General features: G+C 45.7%; 11 protein-coding genes. 3 read left to right on the forward strand and 8 right to left on the reverse strand.

The window, feature by feature from the left end:
- Positions 1 to 71: 71 nt before the first annotated feature.
- Both aceA and RGU72_RS08105 read right to left on the reverse strand, forming a co-directional pair.
- A complete protein-coding gene (aceA, locus tag RGU72_RS08100) occupies positions 72 to 1370 on the reverse strand; it encodes an isocitrate lyase (protein ID WP_322119244.1) in 1299 nt (432 codons plus the stop codon).
- 375 nt (positions 1371 to 1745) lie between these two features.
- Positions 1746 to 4244 (reverse strand): capsular biosynthesis protein, encoded by a 2499-nt coding sequence (locus RGU72_RS08105; RefSeq protein WP_322119245.1) that lies wholly within the window; start codon positions 4242 to 4244, stop codon positions 1746 to 1748.
- Positions 4245 to 4671: 427 nt separating this feature from the next.
- Between RGU72_RS08105 and RGU72_RS08110 the strand changes: the two genes are divergently transcribed.
- Positions 4672 to 6027 carry an O-antigen ligase family protein gene (locus RGU72_RS08110; RefSeq protein WP_322119246.1) on the forward strand — a complete coding sequence of 452 codons (1356 nt, stop codon included), beginning with the start codon at positions 4672 to 4674 and terminating at the stop codon, positions 6025 to 6027.
- 231 nt (positions 6028 to 6258) lie between these two features.
- Here the strand turns inward: RGU72_RS08110 and RGU72_RS08115 are convergent, their stop codons facing one another.
- Genes RGU72_RS08115 through RGU72_RS08135 form a run of 5 tightly spaced genes read right to left on the reverse strand, consistent with a single transcriptional unit; the run spans position 6259 to position 11940 of the window.
- Positions 6259 to 7320: an acyltransferase gene (locus RGU72_RS08115; RefSeq protein WP_322119247.1), complete on the reverse strand. Its 1062-nt coding sequence runs from the start codon at positions 7318 to 7320 to the stop codon at positions 6259 to 6261.
- Positions 7320 to 8282, reverse strand: a complete 963-nt coding sequence (locus tag RGU72_RS08120) for a glycosyltransferase family 2 protein (protein ID WP_322119248.1) — start codon at positions 8280 to 8282, stop codon at positions 7320 to 7322. Before RGU72_RS08120 ends, RGU72_RS08115 begins: the two co-directional genes overlap by 1 nt.
- A gap of 8 nt (positions 8283 to 8290) precedes the next feature.
- Positions 8291 to 9352 carry a polysaccharide biosynthesis tyrosine autokinase gene (locus RGU72_RS08125; protein ID WP_322119249.1) on the reverse strand — a complete coding sequence of 354 codons (1062 nt, stop codon included), beginning with the start codon at positions 9350 to 9352 and terminating at the stop codon, positions 8291 to 8293.
- Complete coding sequence (locus tag RGU72_RS08130; RefSeq protein WP_322119250.1) at positions 9345 to 10787, reverse strand: Wzz/FepE/Etk N-terminal domain-containing protein; 1443 nt, start codon at positions 10785 to 10787, stop codon at positions 9345 to 9347. Before RGU72_RS08130 ends, RGU72_RS08125 begins: the two co-directional genes overlap by 8 nt.
- Positions 10788 to 10800: 13 nt before the next feature.
- Positions 10801 to 11940: an SLBB domain-containing protein gene (locus RGU72_RS08135; protein ID WP_322119251.1), complete on the reverse strand. Its 1140-nt coding sequence runs from the start codon at positions 11938 to 11940 to the stop codon at positions 10801 to 10803.
- A gap of 347 nt (positions 11941 to 12287) precedes the next feature.
- Between RGU72_RS08135 and RGU72_RS08140 the strand changes: the two genes are divergently transcribed.
- Together RGU72_RS08140 and RGU72_RS08145 are read left to right on the forward strand one after the other, a co-directional pair.
- Positions 12288 to 13253: a glycosyltransferase family 2 protein gene (locus RGU72_RS08140; RefSeq protein WP_322119252.1), complete on the forward strand. Its 966-nt coding sequence runs from the start codon at positions 12288 to 12290 to the stop codon at positions 13251 to 13253.
- A gap of 64 nt (positions 13254 to 13317) precedes the next feature.
- Complete coding sequence (locus tag RGU72_RS08145; protein ID WP_322119253.1) at positions 13318 to 14736, forward strand: undecaprenyl-phosphate glucose phosphotransferase; 1419 nt, start codon at positions 13318 to 13320, stop codon at positions 14734 to 14736.
- Positions 14737 to 15050: 314 nt separating this feature from the next.
- Here RGU72_RS08145 and RGU72_RS08150 read toward each other — a convergent pair whose 3' ends face one another.
- Positions 15051 to 16307, reverse strand: a complete 1257-nt coding sequence (locus tag RGU72_RS08150) for a YihY family inner membrane protein (RefSeq protein WP_322119254.1) — start codon at positions 16305 to 16307, stop codon at positions 15051 to 15053.
- Between the last annotated feature and the right edge of the window lie 95 nt (positions 16308 to 16402).

Consider the following 16402-nt stretch of genomic DNA (forward strand, 5'->3'; position numbering starts at 1 on the left):
TTTCTTTTTGCATCTTATTTAAAAGCTACTGCCTTACAGTTCAGCGCAAATGCGCTAAAACTCAAACCAACTTAAGCGACTTTTTTAGCGTCGAAGAACTGTTCATCTTCTGTCGAGCCATGCAAGGCCGTAGTAGAAGATTGACCTTGTTGAATGACTTGTGTCACTGCATCAAAGTAACCTGTACCGACTTCACGCTGATGCTTGACTGCGGTAAAGCCTTTTTCTGCTGCGGCGAATTCTGCTTCTTGCAATTCGACAAAAGCCGACATCTGGTTACGTGCATAACCGTGTGCTAGGTTGAACATGCCGTAGTTCAATGCATGGAAACCAGCCAAGGTGATGAATTGGAATTTGTAGCCCATTTTGCCCAATTCTTTTTGGAACTTGGCAATCGTTGCGTCATCCAGATTTTTCTTCCAGTTGAATGATGGTGAGCAATTGTAAGACAACAATTTACCTGGGAACTTGGCGTGGATTGCATCAGCAAATGCTTGAGCAAATTCCAGATCCGGTTTACCAGTTTCGCACCAGATCATGTCGGCGTATTCGGCATAAGCCAAACCACGGGAGATCGCTTGTTGCAGACCTGGTTTAGTTTTGTAGAAGCCTTCAACCGTGCGCTCGCCAGTCAGGAAAGGTTTGTCATTGTCATCAACATCAGATGTGATCAGATCAGCCGCTTCTGCATCGGTACGTGCCAACAACACGGTTGGTGTGCCCATGACGTCAGCTGCCAGACGCGCTGCGTTGAGTTTTTCTACTGCTTCACGGGTTGGCACCAATACTTTACCGCCCATGTGGCCGCATTTTTTAACGGAAGCCAATTGATCTTCAAAGTGGACGCCTGATGCGCCGGCTTCGATCATGGCTTTCATCAATTCAAACGCGTTCAATACACCGCCGAAACCGGCTTCTGCGTCGGCCACGATCGGCGCGAAGAAGTCTGTATCGCCTTTGCCTTCAGACCATTGGATTTGATCGGCACGTGTCAGACAATTGTTGATGCGTTTAACAACCAAAGGTACTGAATTTGCCGGGTACAAAGATTGATCTGGATACATTTCGCCCGCAACGTTGGCGTCGCCTGCAACTTGCCAGCCAGACAGGTAGATGGCTTTCAAGCCGGCTTTAACTTGTTGCATTGCCTGGTTACCAGTCAGCGCGCCGAGGGCATTGACGAAGGGCTCGTTATTGACCAGATCCCACAATTTGATCGAACCGTTTTTCGCAATCGTGTGCTCAACTTTGATCGAGCCACGCAGATTAACCACATCTGCTGCGGTGTAATTACGTTTGATACCGATCCATCGTGGATTGGTATCCCAGTCTTTTTGCAATTCAGCAATCTGTTGTTCGCGTGTAGTCATGGTTCTCTCCTGTGGGCAAAATAAATGAAGCTGTTAAAACTAATGAAAAGTGAATTCCGTTGAGAGAAATAATAGGACATTTTTTGCGAAGCAACAAGGTCTTATATAAGACATATAACAAATATTTAATCTTTTAAAATCATACACTTAAATGTTGTTTTTTGCGATGTGAAATAATATTTCTTAAAATGAGAAAAATAAATTGTGCAGAGTCGAATTATTTTTCACATTATGAAATTGAAATTTCACATCATAGGATATGAAAAACAGAAGAGAAATAAAGAAGAAAATTAAATTTCAGCAGGCTAAAAAATTTGCAATTCCTGTCGCCAAAATTACGCTGAATCCTACTGAATGACGATAGTTTTAAAATAATTATTCAGTAATTAATTCAAACCAAGGTGAGAGCTGTTCACTTTGCCCTAAGTTAGATAACCCTAATTGCAGCTCAAATCCGCCGCTGACTTTTTTGATCACAGTTGCAGGCAAGGCAGTACGACGCTTGCCAGAACCATCTAGTGGGAAGACCTGGATTGTTTTAAATTTACTGGGATAAAACATCGCCATGGGAATACGCTCTAGCCAAACTGGCGCTTGTGAATCGCGTGGCCCAGATGGTTTGTTGCCAGTGTCAGGATCGGGTTCCAAAGTCCACCAGCTACCACCGTATTGCCCGGCAACGGATAAACCAGATGGATATGGGATCAATTTTTTTGGTCGCGCAGGAATGGCATTAGGTTGATTGCCAAGCGCGACGCTTGCAACGGTTAATAAAACACGTTTTGAATTGGCTAAACTGAGGCCATCACGACTAGTTGCCAGGATGGTCGCAAAGCGACGGCTGCCGCTCGGGAACTTGACTGATATTTCAGTCGTTTTTGGCGATTCATATGAGGAAGAATTTGTAGCAGATGGAACGCTGCTGCCAGGAGACTCTTCGCCAAAACCAGCCCAGATCAGGCTATAAGGTGTAGTTACACTCAATTGCCCCAGAGTAGATTGGTAACGCAAGGAACTGCCTTGACCTTGCTGACCTTGCTGTCCTTGCCAAACAACACCGTCATCTGCCTGGCTTTGCGAGACTGCATTAGTGGGCAGATCGGCCTTAGCCACATTATTAATACCAATCCTATATAAAAATGCCGTCTTCGGTGTAATGCCAAAGTGGCTCAGTAAATAGGCCGGATAAGCAGATTCATCTCGCAAGGCACCTAGCATTTGCCTGATATCAGCTGAGAGCAAAATAGTTTTGCGTTCGGCTAATGGTCTGATCTGAAATTGTCGGAACAGTGCAGCAGACGTGCCTGCCGTTGCATACTTTGCCCAATCACCACTGAGTGAAAAACTATCGGGTAGGGATTTCCACGTATCGCCATCAATATATTGGAAGAAAAATAAACCGTCCCAATCCTGCGCGCTGGCAAATGCCGCCATCACTGGCAATATCTCTGCCCCTTGTCGGTTGGGATATGCCTGATTAAATTCACTCAGCACAAAGGGTTTGTTTACATCCCTGAAATACGCTCTTTGCAACAATTGCGGCCAAGCTTCTTTTAACGCAGATTGATCGCGGATACGCCAATCGTTTCTATCCCAGGCTTGATGCGGAAAATCATAATGGTCCACATAAAAATGCTCATCAACATAGTCCATCGATTGCTGCGCATCGGCATTCATCACGCCGCCGTAATACATTTGTGTGCCAGTTAATGGCACCAGATCACCCACCTCAGCGCGTACAGTACGACGCATGATTTCTAGGTATTGTTTATCCATATCGACTAAAAAGCGGGTGAAGTCGAGCACCCGCTTTCCGGCACCCTGTGGATGCGGCTCAAACGAATGCCCTAGCAAATCTGGCGGGGCTACACCGATTTTATTCAAACCGCGTCTTGCTAGTGTGCGCATCTTTGCTGCCCAGCCATATTCACCCTCTAGCAACGAGGATTCGCCCGCCTTGACCAGCAAGCCGCCCTGCTTGGTCAGATCGCAGCTTTGCCATAGCTGGCAGGCTTGCGCTGCGCTGCCGTATTGTCTTACAGCCCAATGCTGCCATTGCAATTGCAATAATCGCTCGTAGTCCCCTTTTAAATGATCCAGATCGCCTCTTTGCCATGCGCCGAGCAAAGAGGATTCGTTGTTAATCTCTATCATTGCTAATGCAGGATCGTTGTTGAGCGCAAGACGGCGTATTAATCGTCGGGCGTATTCAACTTGCAGGCTGATCATCTTAGGTTCAAACAAATGCAAGGGATTGCTTGCAAATGGCATTTGCTCACCCGGCGACAAAGGTGTGACGCCATCTACTGCGGGGCGGAAGGTGTAACCCACATGCAGATTCAGATTGACGTAAATACCTTCGGCTTTGAGTGCATCAATAAACACCCGCAAACGGCTTATCGCAGTGGCATTAAAAGTAGGAAAAGCTCCTGTGGTCAATATGCCGCGCGGTTTGTCTTCATCATCACTGAGGATGCTGTCCAGATGATGCAAGCGCACTGCGTTAAAGCCCATCTTGCGCAAACGTTTTGCAATTCTTGGGGCATCCGCTTCTAGCGGAAAATTGGCGGAATTACTCAGGCTAATACCAAACAATCTGACGCGTGTGTCGTCTTTGGTATTTGCCCTACCATCGACACCAACGCGATAAAAGTGTGCCGCTTTGACAAAAATTTTATCCGCATCGGTGATGCTGTGATTCATATTACTAAAATCGGGCGCACCGCTTAAGGCATCTTCATCAATCTCAAACGGATAATAATCAGGCTCTGCATGGGCTACCGAGCTTGCCAGAACTTGCCAGACAAATAAAAAGCCCGACAATGTCAATAAAAGCCGGCGAATGAATGATGGAAGACGAGCAGCAAAAAACATGGCTGAGAATTTAATAAAGTTTAGTAGGATGGGGAAATGAGAATATCGCAGAATCCTATGGGATTGAATAGTGCTAACTTTGAGCAGATCGATAAAATGCAGCAATCACAGAGTTAAACCCAGATTTTCCATTAGACCGCTACCACTTCGCAAAAAACGTAGACGGCGTGCGGTCTTCAGAGGGATAGCACCACCGCGATTCGAGTGCGAGCGCTACAGCGACAATTGCACCTTTGGCGAACTGCCTGGCGTTGTTGCTCCTCCTAGCAAGATGCAGCTTGCGTCGTCGTCGCGTCTAGCCAGTCAGTCCGCCAAAGGCACACTTATCGATGTTCCAATGGAAAATCTGAGTTAAATTTACAGTTGCTATCATTTAGTACCTACTTTCAAGGCACAATACTGGCTGGCATTCATACACAGCAAGACCATGCAACCCTCCACAAGCCCAGCAACGCCAGCAGGTAAAGCAAATCCAGCCATCGCTGCTAACCAGGATCAAGCTTCTTTGAACTGGATAGAGGTGATCGCTGTGCGCTCCCTGATTGTATTGTTTGTACTGTTCTCTTTGCTGCCTTACGGGATCTCTTGGGATTATGCTGGCACCTCAGAACTGACGATGGAAGGTTCGCTTAACACCAAGCTGGAATGGGGTAGCTTGTTTCTGATCTCCGGGATTTTACTGATCCGCCATCTGCCCCAAACTTTACGCTATCTGCGTGCGATTAATCCGTTTTTATTACTGCTGATTTTATGGTGTCTGGCGTCTACATTATGGTCGCCGCTGCCCGCGGTGACGTTTAAAAAAGCGATACAGTTATTCGGTCTGGTCATGATAGGACTGGCGATACAGTTGAGCGACCGCCCCTTAAATTTATTTGCCAGCGATCTGAGATATACCCTGACCGCAATTTTGATCGCGTCATTTTTTGTGGCAGTGGCTATCCCCAGTATCGGGATTGACTATGAATTGGGTAATGCCTGGCGAGGCATTTTGTCGCAAAAAAATGAGTTGGGTCAGGTCGCGGCACTCTGTTTTTTGCTATGGCAAGTCAGCACTTGTTTAGGCCAGACCTCGCTACGCTCAATGGTGATCGGCTTGTTGTTTTGTTTTTTTGTGCTGGTCATGTCGAAGAGTTCTACCAGCCTGGCGATGGCGATTTTAAGTTCTTTTCTTTTTCATTTGTTCCGCAAGCAGCGGATAGGTTCTAATTATTCGCTGACCAGAGTTTTTCTCAGCATAGGTATGCTGATTATTCTGATGACGTTTGCGTTTTATATGTTTGAGTCGCGCATGCCAACGTATGGCGAAGTATCGGGTCCGATTGCGGGTCTGTTTGGCAAAGGCTCCGATCTCACCGGGCGTACCGATATCTGGCAATTAATTGATCTTGAAATTGCGCGTCACCAATGGATAGGATTAGGCTACGGCGCTTTTTGGCTAGGACCTGGCAGTCTGTCGCAATACATTATTGATGCCTTATACTGGGTACCTCTTCAATCACATAACGGCTATCTGGATATTTTGAATGAGCAAGGATTGATCGGCATGGGGTTTGCAATTCTGTGTCTGGCAAAACAATTCCAGCAATTATTTTTAATGTCTTATGTAGACAGATTACAGGCGGCGTTTTGGGGAACGATGCTCGTGGTGGTCATCATTACCAACTTCACCGAGAGCAGTCTTTTCCGCGGATTTGGATTTCAGAATGTGCTGTTTATCTTTGCGTTGATGACAGTCACATCCTCTTTAAAGCGCTTAAAAGAAGCGACTGCGCAAGCTTAAATCGACAACTTGCTAGCTTGTGGCAAGCCTGGTGCAACATCAGATAAGCGAATTAAATACCACATACTCCCCATCATTTTATAAAAAATCGGCTTATAGACCAGCAATCCTCTGGACAATTAAATATACATACTAGGAGTATATTATTTATGATCCATATGAATTTGAGTAAATATAGCTGATTTTGTTACGACTCAGCGAGGTGCTTATCGCTAAAATGCATCGCACTATTTAATGTAAAAACTTACGCCCAAGTCGCAAAAAATATTGCTCAACAAAACGATAGGATAAATGCGCACAAAGAAAAGACAGTGCCATCATGACCACTATTCGCAACACAAGTGCCGCGTCAGGCATCCATACAGTAATCAAAGCGAACACAAGATAATGATACAAATATAGCGAGTAACTGACTTTGCCTATGTACACCATGGGCGCAGATGAGAACAGTCGAGTGATCAGATTGTCCGCAAAAATCAGATGAAAAAACAAGGCGGCCATCGCAATGCCTTGAATCGAGTAACGTACGCTTTCACGAAAAATCTGATCACGTATCAGCAAAGAACTCAGCATTAAAACGACGCCTGCCAAAAATATCCGCCAATCAGAGAAGAAATCACGCGCACTTGGATAACGATGTAGTAATAGCGAAAATCCAGTGCCGTACAAGATCGAATCGACCCGGGTATCGGTCGCTTTATAAATTCTGTCGGGGGCCAGATAATCCAGCCCAATCTGCGTAACCAGATACCAGCGCCACAACAACACTGCCAATAAGGCAACAACAATCAAGCGCAAAAACCACTTAGTGTTGGATGCAAGTGCCGCGAATAAAAATGGGAAGACTAGATAAAAATGCTCCTCAACTGCCAATGACCAAGTGATGGATAAAGGCGCAGGCATCAGAGTGCTGCTAAAGCCAAAAAATATCGCAAAATAATTAGCGAAATAAAAAAATACTGATAACAGTTCTACTAGCCTGATTGGCTCACCCACCATCCACATTGCCAGTAAAGAGCAAGCCACATAGACGATCAAAGCAGGCATCAAACGGAACAAGCGGCGTATGTAAAAATGACGAACATCGATTTTCTGATCCTGATCAAATTCCTGCAACATCAAGCGTGTGATGATGAAGCCACTGATAAAAAAGAAAATCGTCACGCCCAAACCGCCGGGTACGATATGCCCCAGCCATGCATGTGAAATCACGACCAGCAAAATTGACACTGCGCGCAGACCATCCAAAGCGAGCAAGCGTGATGCAGGCGATTTCGTCAGCGGCAGCGACATCAGGCGGTACCGCCGTAGGCTTGTGAAAGGCTACCGAACAGATAGCTAATTTTGCCCGCTTGTGAGGCAACAATACGCAGCCAATGAAACGACTTCAAGGGTTTAAAAGGCAACAGCACAATCGCCAGGCCAGCAGCAATCAACAACTGTATCGCCGCCCTCACCGCAAGATAAGCGGCACGACCATGGCGAGAAAATCCGTACTTCATCGCAAGCTCGGTACGCATAAACAGTTGTCCGGTGCGATAAGAGCGTTGTACCAGCCATTTGGCTTGGGCCCGCTCCAGCGGTATCCATTCATACACCGGCGCCTCATCACACCAGACCATCACCGCGCCGTTGGCGGCAAGTTGCCGGAACAAGATAGAGTCTTCGCCACCGGTTTTACCGTAGGCCGCGTCAAACGGACCGCTCTTGTAGTCTATGCTGGGGTCACCATTATCCAACTTGCAAAGCTGCATTAATGCGCTACGTCGGATTAACACATTCCCACTGCGGGCATCGGTATGGTCGATGAGGGTACCGGTAAGCAGGCGGCGCCGATCAAAATAGCCGCCACGTCGCAACCAGCCAGCTACGCCGTCGGCGTATTCTGCCAGGACTGGCGCAAATACAACATCGGCGTGATAGCTTTGCTGGGTGAGGATTAAGGCGGCAAGCCAGCCATCAATGGGGCGTTCGTCATCGTCAATAAAGACAACCCAAGTACCGACTGCGGCATGCACTGCAGCATTTCTAGCAAGAGAAATATTTGGCTCACTGAGAGCAATGGCGACTAAATTTTCGCACCAGGTGGATTGCGCCAAAGCCAATACTGATTTTGCTGATTGTGCGGGATCGTTATCAACCACAACAATCTGTACCGAGACATTATTGACATTCTGGTGCCGGATTGCCGTCAACAAATTTGCCAGCAGTTCCGGGCGTCGGAAAGTGCAAATGCAGATACTGATATCGGTCATATTGATTTTTATCGGAAAATTTTTGCGGATAATTTTGCAAAAAACCCCTGGCGACCACGCATAAAATTAGCTGTTTGATTTGCTTGGCCAATCGGATTGTCATTATCGTCTGCACTTTCAGCCAACTGGTTATAGACCGTGCCCAGTATCTCAACACCTGCCGCTTGCAGATCAGACATGGTTTGGCGCAGAAGTGCGAGCTGCGTAACATCTTTGCGTGCCAATACCAATGCAGCGCCAATTTGGTGTGACACTATCTGAGCATCCGATGCCAGCGATGATGCATGAGTATCAACCACAAAAGCATCAAACTGATCCCAGCAAGACGCTAGCAAATTATGCAGATTGGGCGCGCGCAATATCTCTAAAGGATTGGGCGGCTTGGGTCCCGCTGGCAAAATATGTAAATTAGGCATGAGCTTAATTAGCACATCATCCATTAACTTGCGCCCAGCCAAAATCGATGACAAACCATCGGGACGATCTAATCCAAAATAATCCTGTTGAGCAGAGTCACGTAAATCGGCATCAATCAACAAAGTACGCTTTCCAGACTGCGACAAGGCAATTGCGAGACTCGCCGCCATATAACTTTTACCCTCGCCGTTTGCAGGACTGACGATAGTGATTTTGATTTTGTCTTTTTGCTCGAACTTGAGCAACAACTCACTCCGTAAGCGGCGAATCTCTTCCGATTCCAGACAAAATGGATAATGCAAAATCTTTAATGAAGGATGCGCTTTGCCAACTAATAAGTTCTTTGATGCATAACCAAATTGCTCGCTCAATGCTAGATTCAATTGATCTGATGTGAGAAAACCTAAGGACAACGCAGCGTCTCCAAAGCGCAGATTTTTTTCTATTTGTGTGCGGGCAATTTCTTCAATCTGTGGCGTCGTCAAGAGACCTTTTTCAAGAAAGAGTTCTCCGAGGCGACCGATTTTAGGCAACTCCGATTCGCTCACTGGCGTGACTAAATGCTGAGCAGTATCTGTGGCTGAATCAGTAGTGGGATTAATAGTCGCTGTACTAGCAAATGCAGCAGGCAATTCTGATGGAAGCTTACCCACGCAGGCCTCCTGATTTTTCAGCATCTATCATTTTCTGATGATCAAATAGTTTTTCTGCGAAACCGACTTTGGCTAATACCGGCACCTCAAACTCTCGCTCTAAATCGTCAATACAACGCACACGTCGATGCGCCAACTCCAGTAAGAATGCCGCGCCTAAGCCCAAGAATATTCCAGCGATCAAACCAAAAATGACATTATTACGGAGCAAAGGCTTAGATTGTTTTTCGGGTAGCTCTGCGCTACGCATCAAGGTCGCATTAGATATCACAACATTACTGGTCATCAGCAAATCATCAAATTTTTGTATCGCAGCGTTATAAATTTTTTGCACGCTATCCAATTGACGTTGATAAGAGCTAATCACATCTCTGTGTATTTTGTTTGCCAGCGTGCGCTTTTCGTATATCGCTATATCCGCTGCAATGACCTTCTCTTGTTGCTGCAAACGCGATTCATTCGACAGCAGAGCCGCGACTGCGGTGGCTGATTCTATTTTCAAGCGATCATTTAAGGATTTGAGCTCGCCCTCTATCGCCACGTAACGAGGATGCCGCACACCTAAGGAAGTTTTTGCATTGGCTAATTGCATTTCCAGCGTACTAATACCTGCTTTCAGCCCGGATATATTCCCTATGCCGGCGATCTCCGGGAGGTCGGCACCAAGATTACCACCATGCATCAAGCGTTCTAAAGATTGGCGTTTGGCTTGAGCCTCGATTCGTGCCACTTGCACCTCAACCAGATGCACGCCCAGACTTTCCATTTGTTTGGACTCGGGATCTGCACGCTCATCTGCGTCAATGATCTGGTGTTCTTGCTGATAGCTTGTGAGTTTCTTTTGCAAATCATCAATTTGCCTGCTCATATTCTCTAATTGAGCATTGTATTGATCCCGTCTTGCCCGGGCAGGCGCATTCGCCATTTCTGTCGATAATTCCATATACGATTTGACGACAGAATTAACCATATCTTTTGCATCTTGCCGATTATTTGATGCGTAGCCGACCTCAACGACACGACTATTTTTGTGCTGCGTGACCTCGATATTTTTGACGATTTCTTCCGCCATCGCCCGCATACCACTCTGCTCTCCATATTTTTTAATATACGCTTGTGCCGCACTGCTGCTCTCAAGTCTGCGCTCTGCAATCACACGATCTGCAACTTGCACGCTCTTAATCACATCAAACTGCGTCTGCAAAAAACTCTCATCTTGCAGTGGATTAAACTGGCGACCACCAATCGGATCATTGATACGGTAATCGATGTAAATATCGGATGTAGCAATATAAGTTTTGGGTAATACCAGACTAGCTACCATGGCAATGGCAACGGCAACGACCACAACAGCGGCAATTAATATGCGCCGGGCATATAAAATTGCGCCAATTTGCGAGAAGGACAATAGCAGATCGCCGGGAGAATTTCGCATAGTTTCAGTCGCTTTAAAACAGACGTTCGTTAATAAAAACAACATCGCCTGGTAGCACCTGATCGGTTATTTTTGCAGGAATTTCTTTGACTGCGCCCTCGTCTGTTTTGCGATAAATAATCATGCGGCGCGTTGAACCGCGCTCGGTTACACCGCCACCGATAGACAACACACGCATCACCGTCAACTCTTCTTCTATCGGGTAATTGCCTGGCTTTCTGACCTCGCCATAGACATAAAACGATTTCTGCGCGGAGACAAATAAGACATCATTTGGCAATATTTTTTGATTCAGTTTTTCTGATATTTGTACCGTCTGAGCATCAATTTTTAGCGGAATATAATCTACTGATTCAGCGGCCGCATTAGCTTGCCCTTTGGCCTGCCCATTCGTGCGACGCATAATGCTGATCCCTTTATCAGCGCGTCCATTTAAACCACCAGCTAAACTGAGCGCATCCAACAAAGTTATTTGCCCTTGTAAGGGATAACGTCCTGGTCGCTGTACTTCACCCAGTACAGAAAAACTGCGGCTTAACTGCTGCAATACTTTAATCGCAACTTTGGGACTGCGTACGTATTGTCCTTGCTCTAAGCGATCTGCAAACAGGCTGGCAATCTCTGCCGGCGTCTTGCCTTTGGTATCTATCACGCCAACCAAAGGCAAGGTAATCACACCGGTTTCTCCGACGGTGACATCTGCAGTCAAATCTGGTTGACCAAATACGGTGACTAAAAGTTGATCGCCGATACCGACGAGATCACGAACATTATCGGCACTGTCGACGTTATCGGTGTAGTTAATATTTTTGACATTACCTGCATTGGTATCCGCTTTAAAGTCCGCTTTGATGTCGCCGTTTGTTTCTTTAGTTTTTTCGTTCAGAGGGGCTTTTTCGCCGCTTGCTACCGAATTATTTTTGAACGGATTATTTTTGAACGGACTATCCTTAGCGTTGCTGATCTCACTAGCCGTAATCCTGTCGAGTAATTTTAGACTCAGAGCAGCGTCAGTAGTATTGGCTGGCTGAGCTTGGGTCGCCTTTGCATCGATGGTTTGTGCATACAAAGGAGAACCAAAAACTAAAAACAATAGCAGGCTGCACAGAGCTTGAACTCGATAATTATGATGACGGCAAAGTGAAAAATTCATCTCTCTGGGTGTCCTGCTTTAAAAGAACTCAATTCTATCTTGCTATAACAAACTATTTGCAAATTTTTGTCATGAAAACAATCTGGCTAAGATATAAACTCCTGAAAATTCATGACTTGATGTTGTGAATTTCTATTGATGTTATTTTTGCCATAATTGATAACAATAATTAACTTTTTATTGATTGTTGATCGCATGCAAACTAAGTTAACATAAGTAAAGCATTCTCGCAGGCATTAGAACGCGCTAACAGCGAAACCAAGCAGTCAAACTAATCGTATGTTAGTGCGCGCTAAAAGATTGTATTGATCATCAACATCGCTCGAGAACACAAAGGTACACCCATCATGCAACCCACTTCTTTACCAGATCCAGCGACCATCGCAGCAATCCACGTACCACATCCACCAGAATATCCAACGCGCGCGGTACCTTTGGTCATCATTGCCCCTGTGCGTGACGAGGCCGATTTAATCCAACTAACACTAGATTCCATGGTTACGCAAACTGTGCGTCCGGTGGAGTGGATTATTGTGGATGATGGGTCAAAAGACAACACGGCCGATATCGTCAGGGCTTATGCAGAAAAATATAGTTTTATTCGGCTGGTACAAAGGCCAGATCGTGGCTTCCGTAAAGTCGGTGGCGGCGTTGTTGCAGCGTTTAAATATGGGATTACGCAAATTGCGCATAGCGAGTACGAATATATTGCGAAACTAGATGGTGACATGTCTTTTGGTCCGCACTATCTCGAAATCATGTTCAAAGAATTTGAGGCAAATCCAAAACTAGCATCGGTATCAGGCAAAGTTTATCGAGAAGAAGGCGGCGAGAAAATCGAAGAATATATTATCGATGAACATGTCGCCGGACAATTCAAACTATATCGTCGCAGCGCTTTTGAAGAAATTGGTGGTTTTGTCGAAGAAGTCATGTGGGATGGCATAGACGTTCACTCTGCACGGATGAAGGGATGGAAAACCTTTAGTTTTTATCATACAGATGCGGTTTTGATGCACCACCGCTTGATGGGATCGTCAGACAAAAATGTATATCGTGGTCGTCTTCGTTGGGGACGCGGGATTTGGTTTATGGGTTATCACCCAGTATATGCACTAGCCTCCAGCATTTTTCGCATGCGAGAAAAACCCTTCGTCATTGGTGGCATATTAATCATGGCTGGTTATTTAGGTGCGGCGCTCAAACGCGCTCCCCAATATGACAATCTGGAATTCCGTCAGCATCTGCATCAATGGCAATTGGAAAAGATTAAGACTCTATTCGTTAAAAATAGTAAGGGAGATAAAGCTTGATGGTAGTTACCCAGTCTTTTAATGTTTTATTTGTCATATCAGACCACGACGAAAGACAAATTTAATGATGAATATCACTTCGCATGGCAGAGGCACGCAATCATCACAAATATTAACGGTATTGGTTGGGATTACATTTGGCGTCACTATTTCGCTGACGCTGGTCGGCATCATGCTGTTTTATGACAACACAGATATAGATACGTTTGGTTTGCGTTTAATTATTGCGGGGCTGTCTAGCATCATTGTATTTTCCAGCCACAGACTGCTAAATTCGCTGCAAGACAAACGTATTTTCTTGTTACTCCCCAGTCTTAGTGTCCGCTGGCTAGTCGTATTCACCTTGGTATTGCTTAGTGCATATGTAGACAAAAGTGCTGATCGCTTATCGCGCGCAGTCATGCTTACCTGGCTACTATTGACACCGGTGTCTTTATTGCTGACTGCATTAGCTATTCGTTTGTTTGCCGCACTTTTTTACTCTAATCCCGCACGACGCCGTAAAGCAGTACTGATTTGGTCTAATTCAGCTTGCGCTGACTTGGTTGAATCCTTGCGTAACACGCCTCTAGCTGCGATTGATGTCGTTGGCTTTTTTGATAACCGCACTGAATCGCGCCCACCAAGTAATCTACCGCGCTTAGGCGATCTGAATGATGTCACTGAATGGCTGGTCGATCCTATTACAGGAGAGCTCGCAGTAGAAGTTGTTTTCATTGGCCTTAACATGAGAGAGCCACCCGAATTAGCGGAAATCATTGCGATTTTGCAAGACAGCACAGTATCTACCTACTTTGTTCCTGAGTCACTGATTTTTGGCATGCCGGGAATACAGTTGCGCGAAATGGCTGGCAAACCAGTTTTGGCGTCAACAGAAACACCGTTCATTGGCTTGGCGGCGCTACCAAAACGGCTATTGGATTTATTCGGTGCAACACTAGGCTTAATCTTGTTATCGCCACTATTTCTGATCATAGCGATTGGCGTAAAACTGAGCTCACCGGGGCCGGTTCTATTTAAACAAAAACGCTATGGCGTCGCGGGGAAGCCAATCAATATTTACAAGTTCAGGAGCATGATTAATCACAACTCAAAAGGGCCTGTGATACAAGCAACGGTCGGTGATAATCGCGTTACCCGGTTTGGTCGTTTTATCCGTCGTACCTCGATTGATGAACTACCACAATTACTCAACGTTATTCAAGGAAATATGAGCCTGGTTGGCCCAAGGCCACATGCCGTTGAACATAACGAACTTTATCGCAAATTAGTGGATGGCTATATGCTCAGACACAAGATAAAACCAGGAATCACAGGCTGGGCACAGGTTAACGGATTCCGCGGAGAAACCGAAACACTGGAAAAAATGCAAAGTCGGGTTGATTATGATTTGTACTATATCCAGCACTGGTCGGTCTGGTTGGATATCGTGATTATGTGGCGTACTGTAAGTGTTTTGTTTGGTGACAAAAACGCTTATTGATGATTAGCCTGGCATCAAAAATGGATCAGTTTTAAGACCTGATCTTCTTCATCGAAAATTAATAAATTAGGGGAGTATGTAGCGAAAACAACCTATTCCCACGCAAACACCTGCACAATAAAATATACTGCAACGAGTATATAATGTAAATTAGCTGATCTTAGACTCACTAAATTTCAAGCTTAAGCGCTTGCCGCCCTTTGACTCTTCAATAGGTTTGAACACTGGTCGAAAAAATCTCTGCATCGGTTGAGCAGAATTAAACAAGTGACATTAAGCAAGCGAGATTAAACCCTCTACCCATCAAATCAATCTCAAGCTGGGGTCTGTAAACCTGAAAAATAGCTTTCCAAACTCTGCTGCAAACCCTGCTCTATTACTTGCTCTGTCTGTTTTGCCAGTAGATTCGTCGTACTGGCCTTGAATACAAATAATCGATAAATATCTGCTAGTTTGAGTTGTGCCGGATTGGCTAGCAATACCCATCGCTCAGCATCGTCGTTCAATTTTTTCCACCAGACAGTCTTATCCGATTCAGGCGCATCGGAGACCACTCTGGCGACCCAACCGACTTCAAGCATCTGCTCTAACAAGCCATCAATCTCGTCCATGCCAAAGCGGGTTTGAATCCGTATTGCAGACACATCAACCGCTGCCGCATCTTGGGCGTTGCGGGCGATGAACAATACTTTCAAAATTTCGATTGCGTCAATAAATGCGCTGCCAGGTGCAGGCTTATGCCACCATCGCTCAAATTTTACGATTGGCAATGCCGCCGCGATCACTGCGCCAATCAAAGTAATCAGCCAGGACAAATAAATCCACACCAAAAAAATCGGTACCGCGGCGAGTGCACCGTATACCACGGTGTAAGTAGGGAACTTGGTGACGAAGACCGCAAACAAACGTTTAGCCATTTCAAAAGCAATCGCCGCAAACAAGCCGCCCCAAATCGCATCATGCCAATCGACCGTTCGATTGGGGACGCCCATGTACAACAAAGTGAATGCGATGGTGGTGAAAAGCACCGAAATTAAGGTATAAAAAACATCTCCAGCCATGGGCATTACGCCAACCACACCGCTAGTGGCAGTGACTAAGTAAGAAGTCACCGTAATCGACACGCCAATCAGCAACGGCCCTAAGGTCACTATCGCCCAATAGACTAGTATTCGCTTAATCAATGGACGAGTTCTTTTGACTTGCCAAATTTGGTTAAACGACTTGTCGATCATCGCCAAGGTTGCCACCGCTGTCACCATTAAAGCAACGCCACCTACCGCCGACAAACGTGTTGCCTTGGTCGCAAATTGCGTTAGATAACCCAAAATCACATTCGAGATTTCTCTCGGCATCAGGCTTTTAATAAAATACGCTTCCAGCGAAGATCGAAAGGTATTGAACAAGGGGAAAGCGGTAAAAATCGCCAAGGCGATAGTCAAAATGGGCACCAATGCCAATACCGTCGTAAACGTTAAACTGCCTGCAACTTGCGGCAAGCGGCCTTCAAGTAAACGCTGGTAAGCAAACTGGAACAGATTACGCATCCGCCCCCAAGAAAATTTACGCATAGATTTTTTCTTTAGTACATCATCAAACAAATACATCAACCAACATCTCTCTGAATAAGTCCATCACGTGCGCGCTGTAGTGTTCCTAAGTACTG

It is taken from the genome of Undibacterium sp. 5I1 (assembly GCF_034314085.1).
GTDB lineage: Bacteria > Pseudomonadota > Gammaproteobacteria > Burkholderiales > Burkholderiaceae_D > Undibacterium.

Coding starts and splice junctions, on each gene's coding strand:
- aceA (WP_322119244.1), bottom strand. CDS start 1,370: ATGACTACACGCGAACAACAGATTGCTGAATTGCAAAAAGACTGGGAT.
- RGU72_RS08105 (WP_322119245.1), bottom strand. CDS start 4,244: ATGTTTTTTGCTGCTCGTCTTCCATCATTCATTCGCCGGCTTTTATTG.
- RGU72_RS08110 (WP_322119246.1), top strand. CDS start 4,672: ATGCAACCCTCCACAAGCCCAGCAACGCCAGCAGGTAAAGCAAATCCA.
- RGU72_RS08115 (WP_322119247.1), bottom strand. CDS start 7,320: ATGTCGCTGCCGCTGACGAAATCGCCTGCATCACGCTTGCTCGCTTTG.
- RGU72_RS08120 (WP_322119248.1), bottom strand. CDS start 8,282: ATGACCGATATCAGTATCTGCATTTGCACTTTCCGACGCCCGGAACTG.
- RGU72_RS08130 (WP_322119250.1), bottom strand. CDS start 10,787: ATGCGAAATTCTCCCGGCGATCTGCTATTGTCCTTCTCGCAAATTGGC.
- RGU72_RS08135 (WP_322119251.1), bottom strand. CDS start 11,940: ATGAATTTTTCACTTTGCCGTCATCATAATTATCGAGTTCAAGCTCTG.
- RGU72_RS08140 (WP_322119252.1), top strand. CDS start 12,288: ATGCAACCCACTTCTTTACCAGATCCAGCGACCATCGCAGCAATCCAC.
- RGU72_RS08145 (WP_322119253.1), top strand. CDS start 13,318: ATGATGAATATCACTTCGCATGGCAGAGGCACGCAATCATCACAAATA.
- RGU72_RS08150 (WP_322119254.1), bottom strand. CDS start 16,307: ATGCGTAAATTTTCTTGGGGGCGGATGCGTAATCTGTTCCAGTTTGCT.